Raw genomic sequence first — 17,409 nt, 5'->3', positions numbered from 1 at the left:
TAGAAAAGTTGTGGCATCAAAATGGGAGGTGACAAAATGAACAACCCAAGCTCTTTTCTTGAGCGTTTTTCTATCTATGATTTGATGATTATAGCTCTAATGGCATGCTTAGGTTTAGCAGTAAAGCCAATAGTAGTTCCCCTAGCATATATAATTACAGGGCCTTTTTTTATACCAGGCGGGGTAGTTGCAGGCGGATTTTATATGATGTGGATTGTAATGGGAGCTGCTCTTGTTGGAAAGACCGGCTCCGCAACGTTAATCGCCCTTGTGCAGGCTATTGTAGTTATTTCAGTTGGTTTTTTTGGAACTCATGGAATTATGAGCTTGGCTACATATATATTGCCAGGGGTGGCTGTGGACTTGATATTTCTTATTTCAAGGCATAAAGGCTGTTGCGCAGGGTGTTGCTTTGCTGCCGGCATAGCTGCAAACGTGAGCGGTAGCTTTTTAGTAAACTTAGTTTTTTTTAGGCTGCCTTTTGTACCTTTGGTGCTGAGTCTTGCGGTAGCATCCTTATCAGGAGGGATAGGAGGTATAATTGCCCATAAGGTGGTTAAGCAATTTAAGGATAAGCTAGCTTGGTAGAGTACTTTACTCTAGGGGGGTGTGATATAAGTGTTAAATATAAAGAAGCATAATAAAATTAGCGCAATAGTTCTTATAAGTGTTGGTCTTTTAGTGCTTTTACTTCTAAATGTAATACCTCAGTCAGGTGATTCTACCCATTATATGCCTTTATTAGAAGTTGTCGGGGATGTTAAAGAATCAGTTAGTTTGGATTATGTTCAGAAACATTCCGAGGCAGTCACTATAAATTACAGAGATGATTCCTTAGAAGTAGCACCACTAGAAGAAGTAATAAAAAAAGCAAACCCTAAAACTGAAAGGTTTGATGTGCTATTTATATCACATGATGGTTATAGTGCTTTGATTTCTAACAAAAATCTAGAAAAAAGCTATATTGCGCAAAGTAAAGAGTACGGTTGGGAGGCAATAAACAAAAACCATCCACCCAGCAGCAATGTTAAAGATGTCAAAAAAATCGTTATAGTGAGCGATGATTTATCAGTGGAAGATAGTTTTAATATAATTAGACCGGGTGAGAATATAGCTAGCCTATCGGTGGGGCAGCTATATAAAAAAGGATACTCTACTGTTTTTACTTTTAGAGGAGAATCAACAATTAAAAACGATGGAGAAAGTTTAGATGTAACCACTTTTAATAAAAGAAAAATAATCGACATTGAAAAATATATAAATGATGATGAAGAGGCTCTAGTAGTTGGTAAAAAAGGTGAGGAAGCTTCTTTAGATAAAGAAGGTAAACTAGTTTTGAACAATAACAGTATAGGGTATGTGGTTAATGGTGAGTTAAAGATCCAAGACGTTGTTGGGGTAGTTATAAAGCCACCGGCTAAAAGAATAACAGATGTTTATTACGATACAAAAAAAATGCTTAATCAAGAAGAAAATGTAATGCTGATTTTAATTGACGGGCTTGGGTATCATCAATACCAGTACGCAAAAAAGAACGATTACATCCCATTTTTAGAAAGCTTGCCAGAGCCCCAAAAAGCTATGGTAGCTTATCCTTCTGTAACTCCTGTCAATCTAGCAGCTTCTTTAACCGGAGAGCTTCCTTATGTCAACGGTGTTTACAAAAGAGGGATAAGAAAGGTAGAGGTGCCAACAATTTTTGGGTTTTGTAAAAAGCAAAACAAAGAAGCTGCTGCCGTAATAGGCCCTATTGGAACAATAGAATTAGAGATCCCTCCTGTTCTGTCTATGGATGAAAATAACGATGGCAGCACAGACGACGAAAAAACCGAAAACGCGTTAAAGAAGATGTCAAAAGGTCTTGACTTGCTGTTTGTACATTACAAAGATGTTGATATAGCTGGACACAATTATGGAGATCTTGCCGTTGAAATCTTAGAGGATTTAAAAAAGATAGATAGTTATGTCAATCAGTTAGTAGCCAAATGGGACGGAAAAGTAATAGTATATGCTGACCATGGAATGCATAAGACAGAGGAAGGTGGCGACCATGGTTCGTTGATAACAGAAGATATGTTTATGCCATATTGGATTTTTAACGGGGGTGCAATTAATGAATAAAAAAATTCTTATTACCTTAGGTATTTTGTTGGGAGTTATAGTAGTTTTCGCTTACTTAAACTTAAATGATAGAGAGGAAAGAGTGCTAAGCCAAGAAGAGGCAAAAATCTTCATTAACTTTGAGGACGAGCGCGTAGCAACAGTTAATTTTGATGATATGTTAGAACTGGCTCAACATGAATTTGAAGTAACCTTAAGAAGCAGCAGCAGTCCAAACAAGGACAACACATATAAAGGAATTTTGATGAAAGATTTATTGTCTAAATATGACATTAACTTAGATGACATAAATCAGGTTATCACTCGAGCTGCCGACGGTTACACTGTAGCTCTTACGCAAAGTGAAATTTTAGACAAAGACAACGTGTATATAGTATATAAAGAAAACGGTGAGTACCTAGCACCACGGGAAGATGGAGGTTCCGGTCCGTACCAGGTGGTAATAAAGCAAGACCAATTTGGACAACGGTGGAACAAGTTTTTAATGGAGCTGGATGTTAATTGATAAAAAAAATTGAGGTAAAAAATCTCTATTTTGGATTTAAAAAATCAGAAGAAAAACTGCTAAAAGGAATAGATCTAACAGTTCAACGTGGTGAAATTATTGCAATAGTAGGGTTAAGCGGAAGCGGCAAAAGCACATTATGTGCCTTAATAAGTGGGGTGATTCCACGGATTAAGCAAGGTGATGCACAAGGGGAGATACTAATTGATGGGACTTCCTTAAAGGAGCTAAGCATGCCACATTTAGTTAAAAAGGTGGGGGTTATTTTCCAAAACCCTGACACACAACTGTTTTCTCCAACTGTAGAAGATGAGATAGCATTTGGTCCTGAAAACTTTGGGTTGCCTCGTGAGGAGATAGGCAAGCGCATATCTGAGGTAATTAACAAAGTGGGCATAAAAAAACATCGTTTTAAAAATCCCAAAATGCTTTCCGGTGGTGAAAAACAATTAGTTGCACTAGCTTCGGTGTTAAGCCTAAAACCTGATATTCTAATATTTGACGAGGCTTTGTCTCAACTAGACCTATATGAAAAAAACAAGATTTTAGATTTAATAAAGACCTTAAAGGCAGAGGGAAAAACTATAATTATGGTAGAACATGATTTTGATAATCTAAAGGTAGCAGATAGAGTAATGCTTTTAAAAAATGGAAAGTTATCGGACTTTAGGGGGGAGACTTTATGAGTATTGTTTTTGATGGGATATCTTATGGTTATGGGATGAATCCAAAAGAATTAGTCATAGATAATTTAAATATGACAATTCCTAAAACTGGCTTGACAGCATTACTTGGATCTAATGGCAGCGGCAAATCCACCATAGGGAAGTTGATGGCAGGCATAATAAAGCCAACTGCTGGTGATGTGTTAATAGATGGTTTAAACACCAAAGAAATCTCTTTAGGCGAGGTAGGCCAGAAAGTAGGTTATATGTTTCAAGACCCCGAAAAACAAATCTTTGCTCCTACAGTGGAAGAAGAACTTTCGTTTGCGTTAAGAATTAATGGCTATAGAGAAGACATTATTGAAAAAAAAGTGTTGAAAGCACTATCAGATTTTGAATTATTAAATGAAAGAACTAAATTTCCTTTTTATCTAAGCAGAGGGGAAAAGCAAAGATTAGTTTTAGCCTCCATTTTAATCAACCGGCCTAAATTCTTGATTTTAGATGAGCCCACAACTGCTTTAGACATAAAGAGAAAACAAGCGCTATTAAATATTTTAAAGACATTGCTAGATGATGGTATCGGGATGTTAATAATTAGTCACGATAAGAGTTTTGTCACTAAGTACGCTAATAGAATAATTGAGTTAAAAAAAGGTGAGGAAAGCTCTTATGCAGTGTGACCCCAGAACTAAGCTAATAATGGTGATGTGTATATCCAGCATGGCAGTTTTATTTAATGATGCTTTATGGCTTTTGTGTGTATTGTGTGTAGCTGTAATGATGTCAGTGCTGTTTAAAAGTGGATCTCTTATGATTTTCTGGAAGCTAAAAAGATTTGCTTGGATTTTTGTGTTTATGATTTTTATACAAAGTATTTTCACCGACGGCGGAGAAGGATTAGTTACATTAGGAAACCTCACAATAGTTTCTACAGTTGGTCTGGCAAATTCTGCATCTATTTTTTTAAGAATATCAATTATAATCACCTCTGCTACTGTTATGACAACATCAAACTCTCGTGATATTGTTCAAGGTCTATACCAATGGAAAATACCGTACGAATTAGCTTTTATGGTTTCTGTGGCGATAAGATTTCTACCTATGCTTAAAGAAGAAGTAATAGATATGATGACAGCAATACAACTAAGAGGTATAAACTTAAAAAAAATACCCAAAGGAACCAAAATTAAAATATATTCATACTTAATAATGCCTATGATAGCAAGCGTTATTTTAAAAGCTAAAGAACTGGCAATTGCAGTTGAAATGAGAGGTCTTAGAGCATGCTCGAACAGAACAAGTTATAGACAGTTAAAGCTAGGCTATAGAGATTATGTCTCCATGGTAATATTTTGTTTTTCAACCGGTGCAGTGATTTTTAAATACTTTTCTTAAAGTAAACAGTTAAAAAGTTTGGGAGGGTTAAGATGAAGCTATTTTCAGTTATAGGAATTACTCAGTCTGGCAAAACCACTACTATAGAAAAGATAATAACAGAATTGAAAAAAAGAAGATTTACGGTGGGCTCTGTTAAAGACATACATTTTGAAAAGTTTGCAATTGATACAGAGGGGACTAATACTCATAGACACTACAAAGCAGGATCCGACTTAGTTACAGCTAGAGGCCTATTTGAAACTGACATCTTATATAAAAGAAGGCTTTCTATAGAAGAAATACTGCGCTGTTATGAGCATGATTTTGTTGTGCTAGAGGGAGTGGTAGATTATAGCTGCCCTAAGATTATAACAGCCCACAACGAGCAAGAGCTTAAAGAACGGGTAGATAATCATACTATTGCTATATCCGGTCGAATATCTGAAAAAATTAGCTCATATAAAGGAGTACCTGCTTTAAGTGCTTTAACTGAAGTAGATAAATTAGTAGACCTGATATTAGAAAAAACATATAATAAACTACCAGATTTTCCTTCAAAATGCTGTAATGCTTGTGGGTTTAGTTGTGAGGAGCTTAAACAAAAGATTATCAAAAAAGAGAAAAGTGTAAGCGATTGCTTAATAAATGAAGGAAAAATAGAGCTTGAGATAGACGGGCAAAAAATTGATATGGTGCCATTTGTGAAAAATATTTTGTATAATAATGTTCTTGCAGTAGCTAAAGAGTTAGATGGCTATAAAAAAGGCAAGTCAATAAAAATAAAAATAGGTGAGGAGTAAATGTGCCTGCCAAAACAGTTTGTTGATAGTCATCAAATAGTTAAATACAAGTTTGAAAAAGTTTTTCCCAGCAAAAAAAACAAGGTTATGTTAGTTTACACAGAAGATTTTTTGGGGAAAAGCAATCGATTTGTACTAAAGTACAAAAATAGAGGTATCCAAAAAGAAAATAATATATTAATCAAACTGTATCGGAATGGATTTAATGTCCCTAAAGTGTATTACCACAACGACCAGATGCTCTTAATGGAATACCTACCTGCAAACACTTTATTAGAAACGATCCTAGACTTTGAAAGAAAATCCTATAAAGTAGACGACGAAAGGGTCATAAAAATAACTTATAATTTTCTCGCTTGGTTAGACCAGTTTTATAATTTTACAGGATTAACTTTGCAGGATTGCAATTTAAGGAACTTCTTAGTGTCAAATAACGACATTTATGGAGTTGACTTTGAGGACTGTGCTAAGGGAAAGCGAGAAGAAGACTTAGCTAGAATATCAGCTTTTATACTTCTATACTCACCAGAATATACAGATTGGAAAGTTAAATTTTCTAATCTTTTTTTAGATACAGCAACTAAAGAATTTAATTTAGATAAGGATAGGTTGATATTTGAGCGTTCTAAACAAGTTAAAGCTATTAAAAGAAGAAGGATGAAAAAAAGTAAAGCTATCATTAATAACGAAACCCAAAAGTAGCAGTTCATATTCCAATGCAGCACTCACTAGGGGCTTAGTTTACAAATTATTGATAGTAATTAGAGGTTTTTTTATATCAGTGTAGAAATAAGATACCACCTAACTTTTAGTAAGTAGGTGGTATCTTATTTATTTATTTATTTTTATTTATCTCAATTTGATTTTCCATACTAAAGGGATGGAATACACTTTTGATAAGCTTAGCGTTATTATTATAATAAAACATGGCATGGTGCTTAAATCTATTTTTTATTTTATACCTTAAGTCAATCATTTTAACTATAAAACCATCTGTTTTTTGTTCAAACTCCACATGATAAATTGGTGTAAAGTCTTTAAAATATGAGCCTAATTCTTCATTATGGATTTTTTCCATTAATGGATTAGAGACTTTAGCAAATCTTTTAAAAGAAGTGGGATAGCCGTTATAACCTTTAATTTCTCCGGCGATATATTCCTTTTTTGTACTGACAATATAATCCCATTTTAAAATGCTGTAATCTGATGGCATTACACTAATACTGTTTATCTTAGTATCTTTACACTGACTGTCATAATACTGCTTTAACTTTTTAGCTATTATCTTCTTATTTGTTTGTTTGAGTAATAGGTATGAAAACAGGGTAAATCCTATTATAAATTTTTCATGCAAAGTTCTACCGCTATAAAATAGTATATACCCACCTAAGATCAGAACTAATGGGTCATAAATAGTTATCAGACTTAAAGAATACTTTTTCTTGCTAAAAGGATATAATAAAGCCACTCCGTACGAATTTAATAAATCAAATAGCACATGGGATAACGCTCCGATAAATGACCAAATAAATACCTCTTTAAACATAAAGGTCGTATAAAACAACGAAAGAAATAACGTAATCAACAAAGCTAAACCTATAATACCTGGCAGGGAATGGCTTTCCACTCGATGATGTTTTAGATAAACATAGTCACTTTTAACCTTGGTGACTATATCAAAATCTGGCGCCACCGCCCCTATTATCGTGCCAATTAAAGCAGGATTTCCGATGTCGGGCACATTGTTTAACCCATATATAGAAAGGCCTATTATTGCGTGTGATATTGGATCCATTCCTCTCCCCTCCTCAATGTTAGTTTATGAATAAAGAAATGAAATTTTCTTAACAGACAAGATGTCAACTTAAACTCTAAATTGATTATAACAAATCATATCAAACATAAATAGTTGAATATTATTCCAAGCTTGCTATGACAGTGGTTAATGCTTAAAATTATCCATCTTAAAAGAGATAAAAATGGTTTTAAATAAAGGCGGTGTACTTTTATGAAGTTAGTTAGGTTAGTTAAATTATTTTTGAAAGAGTTTATAGAACAAATAAGAAAAGACCCAATGCAAGACTGGGCAGCAACCTTAGCCTTTTACTTTATGCTTGCCATATTTCCCTTTCTGATTTTTATACTAGCTCTTATATCCTACATTCCGATAACTATAGAACAAATTCATCACTTTGTACACGAGTTTGCTCCATCTCACCTAGCGCAGCTATTTATAGATACAATTTTAGAAGTGGTATCAGAGCCTAAGGGTGGCTTGTTATCCTTTGGAATATTAGCATCTATTTGGACTGCTTCTAACGGAATAAATGCACTAGTAAGAGCGCTTAACAAAGTACATAATGTAGATGAGACACGTTCATTTGTAAAGCTAAAGATGATTTCTATTTTTATGACTTTAGGAATAGTAATAACGTTTTTCGTCATCTTACTTATGCCTGTTTTTGGTGATGAAATTTTAAGGTTTCTAGGTCGTGTATTTTATTTTTCTAACCAGACCATAAACTTTCTAAATTATTTACGATGGATTATTTCTGTGGTTATTATGATAACTGCTTTAATGTTGATTTATTATATAGCACCTAATAAAAACATAGCTTTTCGTCATGTTGTCTTAGGAGCAATAACTGCAACATTAGGATGGCTGTTAATTTCTTATGGGTTTTCAATATATATTGCTAACTTTAATAACTTTACGGCTACATACGGAGCCTTAGGTGGAGTTATTATACTGATGTTTTGGTTTTACTTAAGTGGATTTATTTTGATAATAGGTGGAGAAATTAATGCCACCTTATATAACATCAGAAATATACGTAAAAAAAGTAGGATATAGTAACATAGAGGACTAGGTTAACAAGATATTAGAAAATTTAAAAACAAAAGAAGATTAATCTTGACAAAGATTATAGCATTGATATAATGAATATGAAAACGATTACACAAAGGTGAAAAAATATGAAAATAAAAGATATTGCACGGTTAGCAAAAGTCTCGCCGGCAACAGTTTCTAGAGTGATAAACAACTCTGGCTATGTAAAGGAAGAAAAAAAGAAAGCTGTAAAAAAGGTTATAGAAGAAGTTAACTATACCCCTAATGAGTTTGCAAAGTCTTTAAAAACCCAAAAATCAAATATCATTGGTGTTATTGTTCCTAAAATAAGCACCGAAACAGTTAGTAGAGTCGTTGATGGAATTACCATGATTTCTAAAGAAAATAATTATCAGCTGCTAATTGCAAATACCAACCTACAGGTAGAGGAAGAATTAAACTACCTAAAAGTCTTTAGCAATAACCTTGTCGACGGTATAATTATAATGGCAACGGTAGTCACCGATGAACATCTTAGAATTCTTAACAACTTAAATAAACCAGTAGTTTTTGTGGGTCAGAGAGTTGAAAAATATACTAGTATAGTTCATGATGATTATAATGCTGCAAAAGCTATGGCCCAACACCTTATCGAAAAAGGACACGAGAAAATAGCCTTTGTCGGTGTATCAGAAAAGGATGTAGCGGTAGGTAAGGTAAGAAAACAAGCATATTTCGATGCTTTAACAGAACATAATATCACCATAGATAAAAACCTAATTGCAATTGGAGATTTTTCTTTAGAATCTGGTTATAAAGCAATGGGGGAAATACTACAAAAAGGGCAGCCCTCAGCAGTTATGGCTGTCACCGACCAAATGGCATTCGGTGCAATACACTGCATAAAAGACAACAAGCTTTCGGTTCCTGAAGATATTTCAGTAACTGGCATAGGTGATGGTAAAATGTCTAAGTACTTTATACCAGCCTTGACTACTGCTAAGTATCACCACAAAAAGGTGGGGAAGCTGGCTTGTGAGCATCTAATGAGTTTGATTAACTCTAAGGGGAAAAACACTTCTGATATAGTGGTAGGCTATGACGTAAAATTAAGAAGTAGCGTTAACTCCATAAGGGAATCGTAAATTTAAAAGATTTCCTTTTTTTAGACATCTAATGAAATCGATTTCTTGCCTAAGGTAATAATCATGTTAGGGGGTATCTTATGGATAGAATGTTCTAATGTACAAGTTATGGTTAAAGTTTTGTTTGAGCGGTAAGTTTATTAATCAAATTTTGAGGAGAGGTTGCGATGAAACATCAGCAAACAATCAAGGAGCTTTTAGCTGTTGTAGGTGGAAAGGATAACATAAAGAACTTTGAAAACTGTGCAACTAGGCTACGAATTATTTTAAAGGACGATTCTGTGGTTGATAAAGAAAAAGCAGAAAATGTTAACGGAGCAAAAGGATACTTTTTTAATACCGGTCAGCACCAATTTATCTTTGGAACTGGAAAGGTGAATGAGGTTTATAGTGAATTAAGCCAGGAATTAGAACTGGAATCTAAGGATTTCAAAGAAGATGTTTATTCAAACATGAATCCAGTACAAAAAGTTGTACGTACTCTAGCAGATATTTTAGTGCCTTTGATACCAGCCCTTGTTACTACAGGTCTTTTAATGGGTATTCGAGGGTTGTTAATTGAGCTTGGTGTAGAGTTTACCTCTGCTGGAATGGCTCTATTTCAGATGCTAACAGATACAGCCTTTGCTTTCTTACCAGTCCTTATTGCCTATAGTGCTACTAGAAAATTTGGTGGGACACCAGTTATTGGTATAGTTGTGGGGCTTATGATGGTAGCACCTCAGCTGCCTAATGCTTGGGCAGTTGCCGGTGGTGACGCTGAACCTTTATTTATAAATCTATTGGGTATTTCAATTCCTTTAGTGGGGTATCAGGGTTCTGTAATTCCCGCTATTTTTGCTGGATATTTAGTAGCTAAAACTGAAAAAAAATTACGCAACTTTGTGCCGCAGATGATGGACCTTGTGGTAACACCTTTTATAACATTAACATTTACAATCTTTTTGATGCTTGTAGTATTTGGACCGTTACTTCAGCAGTTAGAAACAGGAGTAATTAACTTTATCATATTTACAATAGAAGCGCCGCTAGGTATTGGTTATATGCTTTTTGCAGCCTTTCAGCAGCTTTTGGTTGTTACAGGTTTGCACCATTCGTTAGGTATGATCGAGCTTCAGCTTCTGTCGGAGACAGGTCAGAACATGCTAAATCCACTTATGACAGCTAGTATGGCTGGACAGTTTGGAGCTGCAATAGCCACTGCCCTTCTTATGAGAAATAAAGTTAAAAGGGCTAATTCTGTTTCTTCAAGTTCGTCAACTTTATTTGGTATAACAGAGCCATTGCTATTTGGTGTAACTCTTAGGCATTTTCGGGTCTTTTTATCTGGCATGATAGGTGGAGCAGCCGGTGGGCTTGCCACATATATAATGGGGCTTTCAGCTACCGGCATGGGAATAACATTTATTCCTGGTTTACTATTATACACTGGCAGTATAGCTAGCATGATACAATATCTATTAGTAATACTAATTTCGTTTAGCATTGCATTTTTAGTTGTAAGACTTCAAGGCGGTAAAATAGTAGAAGAGATTAACTAAAACTTAACTGAAATAACTAAATTAGGGTAAAAAGTCAATTTTTCTTTTTACCCTAATTTGGAGATTAAAGGAAGTGAGAACAAGGTGGAAAATAAAGTTTATACTATAGGGGAGGCACTCATTGATTTTATCCCTGACGAGACAGGTGTGGCATTAAAGGACGTTAAAGAGTTTAAACGGGTTATGGGTGGAGCGCCAGCAAATGTAGCTGTGGCTGTAGCAAAGTTAGGTGGTAAAAGTGCGTTTATCTCCAAGCTAGGTAGAGATTCATTCGGTGAGCACATTATAGATACACTTAAAGCAAATGCAGTGAACACTAATTGGGTATTTAAAACTGACGAGGCGAATACAGGACTGGCCTTTGTATCACTACAAAAGGATGGGCAAAGGGATTTTTCTTTTTATAGAAATCCTAGTGCCGACATGCTACTAACCGAAAACGATGTAGATGATGTACCCCTAACAAATAATGATATACTTCATTTTTGTTCTGTTGATTTGATAGATGCGCCAGTAAAAAAAGCTCACCGAAGGCTTATTGAAGCTGGGCTAAATAGTGATACTCTAATTAGTTTTGATCCTAATGTAAGGCTTCCTTTATGGCCATCCCACACAGAGTGCAAAAATGCCATTTTAGAATTTCTGCCTTATGCTCATATATTGAAGATTTCTGATGATGAGCTGGAGTTTATTACGGGCATAAACGATGCCGACAAAGCTATCCAAAGCCTTTTTGTGGGTAATGTACAGTGGGTAGTTTATACTTTAGGTTCAAAAGGAGCTACTATAATTACTAGGGATAATAAAAAAGTTACTTCTCCTAGCTTTTTAGTTAAAGCTTGCGATACTACAGGGGCAGGGGATGCCTTTATTGGAGCCCTATTATATAAGCTATCTGAGAATAAACAAACCATTAATAGTCTAAAGAATATAAGCTCAACTGAAATGACTAAAATATTGCAGTTTTGCAATGGATATGCCGCTTTGACAACCACAAGAAGTGGGGCTGTGGATGCCTTGTCAAGTTTAGATGAAACGGTAAAGTTTATCAACAGAAAATAAGTGATTTTTAGCGCAGGTTAACTGGCTGTAAGAATCCTACTGAATGAAGTTTCACTTTGTATAATAGGATATTTACTTACCTCAAGGAGAGATACTATGAATGCATTACAAAAAGAATTAAAGTTAAGTATAGAAAACGCACTAAAACTAAACAAATCAAAAGTAGACAGTGATAGATGGCGCTTAAAATATCACGTCATGCCTCCTATAGGATGGTTAAATGACCCCAATGGTGTATGCCAGTATAATGGCAAGTACCATCTTTTTTATCAATACTCTCCTTTGGACGCCGAAGGTGGCTTGAAATACTGGGGGCACGCGTGTTCCGACGATATGGTGAAATTTGAAGACCAAGGTGTAAAGCTTTATCCAGACCGTGCCGATGATGTCCATGGCATATACTCAGGAAGTGCATTTGTAACAAAGGATAAAATACACTTTTTCTATACAGGCAATGTTAAAAAAAGCGAAAGTTATGACTTTGTCAACAATGGCCGTGAACAAAACACCATACATGCAGTAAGTGACGACGGATACAATATAACCAAAAAGCATACCGTTATAAGGGCCGACCAATATCCACAAGGGTTTAGTACCCACATAAGGGATCCTAAGGTGTTCGCTAAAGGTGATATGTATTACATGGTTTTAGGTGCGAGAGATATTAATAGTAAGGGGCAAGTGCTGCTCTTTCAATCTGATGATTTAAAAAGGTGGAATTTTAAGAGCGTTTTTGCAGGACCTTATCAAAACCTAGGATATATGTGGGAGTGCCCTGACTTTTTTACCATAGACCAAACTGATGTTTTGCTTATATCACCTCAGGGAGTTAAGCCAAAAGGACATTTATATAACAATGTTCATCAATCTGGTTATTTAATCGGCCAAGCAGATTTTCCAAAAGGAAGATTCGAGCCTAAAGGAGATTTTATAGAACTAGACTGTGGGTTTGATTTTTATGCACCTCAAACTTTTTGTGACAGCAAAGGTAGAAGAATAATGTGGGCCTGGATGGGTCTTCCTGATATAGAAAATGATTACACAAACCCTACTGTCCAAAAGGGATGGCAGCATGCTATGACTATTCCTAGACAACTGCTGATAAAAGACGGCAAGCTTATACAAAAACCTTTAGAGGAATACCAAAAGCTTAGAAAAGACCTATTAGAAAGCAACATAGAGGTAAAAGGAAAAACAGAACAAAAAGGGTTAAGTGGCGATGTATATGAGCTTATCATAGATTTTGAGAAGATAGGTGAAGTGCTTCAAATAAATTTAAGAGAAGATACAACTATTAGCTACAATAGTAAAGACAGGCTTTTATCGCTATACCACAAAAAGTCAGGGTACGGAAGAACTATGAGAAAGACAGAGGTTGAAAGGTTAAAAAAACTTCAAATTTTCTCTGATACCTCCTCATTGGAAATATTCGTAAACGAGGGTGAAAAGGTATTTACTACAAGAGTGTATCCTAAAGAAAACCAAACCAAGATAAGCTTTGACGGACAGGGAAAGTTAAAGCTCAAAAAGTGGGAATTGGTTTAAAGATAAATGGTTTTATTAAAAAAATAGGAGGGTAATTAAATGTTTAACTTATTTAAAAAAGAGTCAAAAGAGATCGAAGTAATGGCACCTTTAAAGGGAGAGATAGTTAAAATCGAGGATGTTGACGACCAAGTATTTGCACAAAAAATGGTGGGGGATGGAGTTGCCATTAGCCCCACAGATGATACAGTAGTAGCGCCCTTTGATGGCGAGATAATTCAAGTTTTTGACACAAAGCATGCTATAGGTCTAAAAGCAAAAAATGGGGTGGAACTTTTAATCCATATAGGCTTGGAGACTGTAAACCTTAAAGGTGAAGGATTTGATGTAAAGGTAAAGGCTGGAGACAAGGTAAAGATTGGCGAGCCTTTGGTTATTTTTAATAGAGATTATATTAGCAAAAATGCAAAGTCTTTGGTTACTCCAATTGTTATAACTAACGCAGATGAGATGGAGGCTATCAATAAGATTGATAAAAAAGCTGTGGATATTAAAGAAAAAATAATGGACATTGTAAAAAAGTAGATAAAAGTTTAACTCCTGCTGACGAGCTTAGCTGCAGGAGTTAAACTTTTAAATAGCTAACTTTTGTAATTTATTCAAATAGAATTTCTGCCAAAAGTATGATAATATTAACGTTATAATTAAAAAGGAGGGTGCTAAATGCAAGAAATAATTTTAATTTTGTTACTACAGCTGGTGTATGTTCCCATATTTACACTTAGAACAATCTTCCTTGTAAAAAATGTCACTATGATGGCGTCCTTCCTAGGATTTTTAGAAGCGTTAGTGTATGTATTTGGTTTATCGCTAGTATTTAGCGGTGATACGGGAACAGCAGCGCTAATAGTTTACGCAGTAGGTTTTGGTGTAGGCATGCTTATAGGTAGCGCTATTGAAAACAAATTGGCAATTGGATACAACAATCTTATGGTTAACTTATTAGAAAAAAATACAGAGCTCATCACTTATCTAAGAAATGAGGGGTTCGGTGTTACGGTGTATGAAGGTGAAGGAAGAGATAGCAAGAGATACCGACTTGATATCCTTACAAAAAGAAGTAGAGAAGAAGAGCTTTTTGATATTATAGAAGAGTTTGAGCCAAGAGCTTTTATAATCTCTTATGAAGCTAGAAAGTTTAAAGGTGGATTTTTAGTTAAGTCAATGAAAAAGAAGACCAACAAAAAATCTAAATATAAAAAGGTAGATACAAACCTTAAAAGTTGAAATAAAAGCACTTCTAAAATGGAAGTGCTTTTATTTTTATAATGACTAAGTTAAAGCAAATCAAAAGGACCCATTTAGACGAGCTTTTTTAAAAAAAGGAGTTTTAACGGTAACGTCTAATTTATAATAATATGATGAAACTTTATTTTTTAACTAAGGGGAGACGATGCTATGAAGTTTGAGGGCTTTAACGCACATAGTAAACATATCATTATAAAACATGCTTTGAAGCATAAAAACGTTTCCTTAACTTGTGAATTATATGGTATATCAAGAACAACTTTTTACAATTGGTTTAAAGCATATCAAAAAAGTGGTGTGACGGGCCTACAAAGCAAAGAGCCTCAAAAACCTAAAATGCCAAACAAAGTCAGCAAAACTATAGAAAATGAGATACTAACTTACATAGAAAGGTATCCTGCAGACGGCCCTAAAAGGATTTACTATGAATTGAAGTCCGAAGGTTTTGATATAGGTGAGTCTGGTATTTATAATGTTTTAAAAAGACATAGTCTTTCAAAAAAACAAGAGAGAATTAAGTATTCTAAAGACAAGGCACTTAATCCTAAAGAAAAGCGAAAAAAGCGTACAGCTCCGATATTCGCTTCCGCTGAGGATATTAAATACCCTGGACATTGTCTCATTCAACGGATTGATTTTATAGGCAAGTTTGATGGGATTGGAAAGATATATCAGTATAGTCTTTATGACGTTTACTCTAAACTAGGAGTTGTAAAGCTTTACAACAAAAAACAAGACATAGACGTTTGGTACTTTTTTGAACATAAAATAATGTACCTCCTTAAGACATTTAACTTAGATATAGAATATCTTTTTACTAAAAAGACAAAAGTTTTTTTGCCTTATTTTGTAAAAGGTAATAAGCAAAAAGAGATTATTGAGGAACTAAAGGTTAATCACCATTTTGTAGAATCTGAAGAAAGTACTGCGCTAGAATCCATAAATGAGTTTAACGAGTTTTTGGTAAAAGAGTTTTATAATAAGGTTCAAGCAGAAAACAATATTAACTCTTTTGCAAAGGTTGAGAGGGAATTTCATAAATTTCTAAGAAGCTATAACTTTTTACGGCCCATAACAAGTGGTGCAAAAAAAGGAAAAACACCGGCAGAAGTTGTACTGCAAAAGGCTGAAGAAAATGGTGCTGACTTTAGCACACTACCCCTTTGGATTTTGGCGTTACTTAATCAAAAGAAGAGAGTTGATTTCAAGTGAAAAGCTTAGATTCTAAAATAGCTGTCGTTGGAGGCGGATTTTCAGGACTCTTTATTGCAGCACAGCTACAAAAAAAAGGTTATAAAAATGTTACTGTTTTTGAAAAGGAAGATAGGTTAGGAGGCAAGCTTAATACCATTTGGTATAAGGGGAGGTCTTATGAGCTTGGTGCTCTTTTTGGTCTTCCTGTTCAAAAGAACTTGCAAAGTTTGATGAAAGAGCTGAATATAAAGCCTGATGGTCCGAGTTTGTCCCGAGTCAGTTATGATGCAGAAGGCAATAAAATTTTGCAGATACCTCAAAACAAACTTGATGATTTTCTTGAGGAAATATATCGCTTGCCTGACGTTTTAGAAGACTATAAATCCCTTCGGAATGTAAATATCAAGTTTATAGAAAAGCGGCTAGCTATGCCTTTTGCAAAGTGGTGTGATTTTCATAATTTAACGGTTTTAAAACGAATATATACTCATCATTTTTCTAGCTATGGATTGGGTGATATCAACGAAGTACCTGCTGTTTATGTATTAAGACTGCTAAACTTCCAAACTGTAATGGCGTTTTTGGAGGTTCCGGAACTTTTTACCTGGAAGCATGGTGTTTCTTCTATAGTCGATAGATTGAGCCAAAGAGTTAAAGACCTAAGATTGGGGCAGAAAGTTTCTCAAGTAGAGCCAACTAATGCACAGACTTTGGTCCTTTATACAGAGTATGAAAAATTAGAGTTTGATCAAGCCATCATAACTGCTCCCCTTAATCAATTTACTCATTTATATGAGCAGGACAACGAAATGGTGGATTTTTTAAAAAGTATAAAATACAATAACTATACTGTGTATGCTTTTTTAGGTGACAATCTTCCAAATGGCTGTGGGTGCGTGTTAGAAAACTTAAAAACAACAAAAAAAGGACACTTGGTTATATGGAACTCTCGTTGGGACTCCACTATAGATGAAGAGTTGTTAACGGTTTATGCTTATAATAACCCTAATCACTCTAAAGAAGAATCTATGAATATTTTAAAAGCAGATCTTGTAAAGTTAGGAGTTAAAAACCCGCGGTTATATCAGTATAAAAATTGGCAAAAGCAAGGCCCTTACGTTGAATCTGAGGTCTTGCAAAAAGGATTTTATGAAAAGCTAGAGTCTATGCAAGGGAAACACAATGTGTTTTTAGCAGGTGAAATAATGAGTACTGTCTCCATGGAAAACTGCATTAAGTACTCAAACTTCTTAATTAGTAAATATTTTTAGAAAATTAAATTACAAAATTTTACTTTAAAGTTAACTTTACACTTCTTGTGTTCATAAATTATCAATAATGCCTGCCATAATAGAACTGAAGTGAAATCAAAA

At 34.7% G+C, this 17,409-nt stretch carries 18 protein-coding genes; 17 read left to right on the top strand and 1 reads right to left on the bottom strand.

Annotated elements, in window-relative coordinates; genetic code table 11:
- Nucleotides 1-36 precede the first annotated feature (36 nt).
- From PRVXH_RS11230 to PRVXH_RS11195, 8 genes are read left to right on the top strand one after another with little or no spacing between them, the layout of a single operon-like run.
- Nucleotides 37-588, top strand: coding sequence for an ECF transporter S component (locus PRVXH_RS11230; protein ID WP_353892858.1), 552 nt, complete (start codon nt 37-39; stop codon nt 586-588).
- Between the two features lie 30 nt (nt 589-618).
- A complete protein-coding gene (locus PRVXH_RS11225; protein WP_353892857.1) occupies nt 619-2,121 on the top strand; it encodes an alkaline phosphatase family protein in 1,503 nt (500 codons plus the stop codon).
- Entirely contained in the window at nt 2,114-2,626 is a 513-nt protein-coding gene (locus PRVXH_RS11220) for a molybdopterin-dependent oxidoreductase (RefSeq protein WP_353892856.1), read from the top strand. Before PRVXH_RS11225 ends, PRVXH_RS11220 begins: the two co-directional genes overlap by 8 nt.
- Nucleotides 2,623-3,312 (top strand): ABC transporter ATP-binding protein, encoded by a 690-nt coding sequence (locus PRVXH_RS11215; RefSeq protein ID WP_353892855.1) that lies wholly within the window; start codon nt 2,623-2,625, stop codon nt 3,310-3,312. The genes PRVXH_RS11220 and PRVXH_RS11215 overlap by 4 nt, the downstream gene beginning before the upstream one ends.
- Complete coding sequence (locus PRVXH_RS11210; protein WP_353892854.1) at nt 3,309-3,974, top strand: ABC transporter ATP-binding protein; 666 nt, start codon at nt 3,309-3,311, stop codon at nt 3,972-3,974. The genes PRVXH_RS11215 and PRVXH_RS11210 overlap by 4 nt, the downstream gene beginning before the upstream one ends.
- The gene (locus PRVXH_RS11205; protein WP_353892853.1) at nt 3,964-4,689 is read left to right on the top strand and encodes an energy-coupling factor transporter transmembrane component T; all 726 of its coding nucleotides are present in this window, start codon (nt 3,964-3,966) and stop codon (nt 4,687-4,689) included. The genes PRVXH_RS11210 and PRVXH_RS11205 overlap by 11 nt, the downstream gene beginning before the upstream one ends.
- A 32-nt stretch (nt 4,690-4,721) precedes the next feature.
- Nucleotides 4,722-5,471 (top strand): molybdopterin-guanine dinucleotide biosynthesis protein MobB, encoded by a 750-nt coding sequence (locus PRVXH_RS11200; protein ID WP_353892852.1) that lies wholly within the window; start codon nt 4,722-4,724, stop codon nt 5,469-5,471.
- Complete coding sequence (locus PRVXH_RS11195) at nt 5,472-6,173, top strand: RIO1 family regulatory kinase/ATPase (protein WP_353892851.1); 702 nt, start codon at nt 5,472-5,474, stop codon at nt 6,171-6,173.
- Between the two features lie 133 nt (nt 6,174-6,306).
- Here the strand turns inward: PRVXH_RS11195 and PRVXH_RS11190 are convergent, their stop codons facing one another.
- Entirely contained in the window at nt 6,307-7,266 is a 960-nt protein-coding gene (locus tag PRVXH_RS11190) for a metal-dependent hydrolase (protein ID WP_353892850.1), read from the bottom strand.
- A 213-nt stretch (nt 7,267-7,479) separates the two neighbouring features.
- Here PRVXH_RS11190 and PRVXH_RS11185 point away from each other — a divergent pair, with 213 nt between their 5' ends.
- The 9 genes from PRVXH_RS11185 to PRVXH_RS11145 all read left to right on the top strand — a co-directional run bounded on the left by PRVXH_RS11185 (nt 7,480) and on the right by PRVXH_RS11145 (nt 17,307).
- Nucleotides 7,480-8,325: a YihY/virulence factor BrkB family protein gene (locus PRVXH_RS11185; protein ID WP_353892849.1), complete on the top strand. Its 846-nt coding sequence runs from the start codon at nt 7,480-7,482 to the stop codon at nt 8,323-8,325.
- Nucleotides 8,326-8,447: 122 nt separating this feature from the next.
- Nucleotides 8,448-9,446 carry a LacI family DNA-binding transcriptional regulator gene (locus PRVXH_RS11180; RefSeq protein ID WP_353892848.1) on the top strand — a complete coding sequence of 333 codons (999 nt, stop codon included), beginning with the start codon at nt 8,448-8,450 and terminating at the stop codon, nt 9,444-9,446.
- Between the two features lie 167 nt (nt 9,447-9,613).
- A complete protein-coding gene (locus tag PRVXH_RS11175; protein ID WP_353892847.1) occupies nt 9,614-10,987 on the top strand; it encodes a PTS transporter subunit EIIC in 1,374 nt (457 codons plus the stop codon).
- Nucleotides 10,988-11,071: 84 nt separating this feature from the next.
- Complete coding sequence (locus PRVXH_RS11170) at nt 11,072-12,049, top strand: carbohydrate kinase (protein ID WP_353892846.1); 978 nt, start codon at nt 11,072-11,074, stop codon at nt 12,047-12,049.
- A gap of 96 nt (nt 12,050-12,145) precedes the next feature.
- The gene (locus tag PRVXH_RS11165) at nt 12,146-13,594 is read left to right on the top strand and encodes a sucrose-6-phosphate hydrolase (protein ID WP_353892845.1); all 1,449 of its coding nucleotides are present in this window, start codon (nt 12,146-12,148) and stop codon (nt 13,592-13,594) included.
- Between the two features lie 39 nt (nt 13,595-13,633).
- Entirely contained in the window at nt 13,634-14,119 is a 486-nt protein-coding gene (locus PRVXH_RS11160) for a PTS glucose transporter subunit IIA (RefSeq protein WP_353892844.1), read from the top strand.
- 138 nt (nt 14,120-14,257) lie between these two features.
- Nucleotides 14,258-14,821: a DUF2179 domain-containing protein gene (locus PRVXH_RS11155; protein WP_353892843.1), complete on the top strand. Its 564-nt coding sequence runs from the start codon at nt 14,258-14,260 to the stop codon at nt 14,819-14,821.
- A 171-nt stretch (nt 14,822-14,992) separates the two neighbouring features.
- The gene (locus PRVXH_RS11150) at nt 14,993-16,054 is read left to right on the top strand and encodes a helix-turn-helix domain-containing protein (RefSeq protein ID WP_353892842.1); all 1,062 of its coding nucleotides are present in this window, start codon (nt 14,993-14,995) and stop codon (nt 16,052-16,054) included.
- The gene (locus PRVXH_RS11145; protein ID WP_353892841.1) at nt 16,051-17,307 is read left to right on the top strand and encodes an FAD-dependent oxidoreductase; all 1,257 of its coding nucleotides are present in this window, start codon (nt 16,051-16,053) and stop codon (nt 17,305-17,307) included. The genes PRVXH_RS11150 and PRVXH_RS11145 overlap by 4 nt, the downstream gene beginning before the upstream one ends.
- Nucleotides 17,308-17,409: the final 102 nt, after the last annotated feature.

The sequence above is a fragment of the Proteinivorax hydrogeniformans genome (assembly GCF_040515995.1).
Lineage (GTDB): Bacteria > Bacillota > Proteinivoracia > Proteinivoracales > Proteinivoracaceae > Proteinivorax > Proteinivorax hydrogeniformans.
The sequence above is the reverse complement of the archived record's forward strand: the minus strand, read 5'-3'. Positions and strand labels throughout refer to the sequence as shown.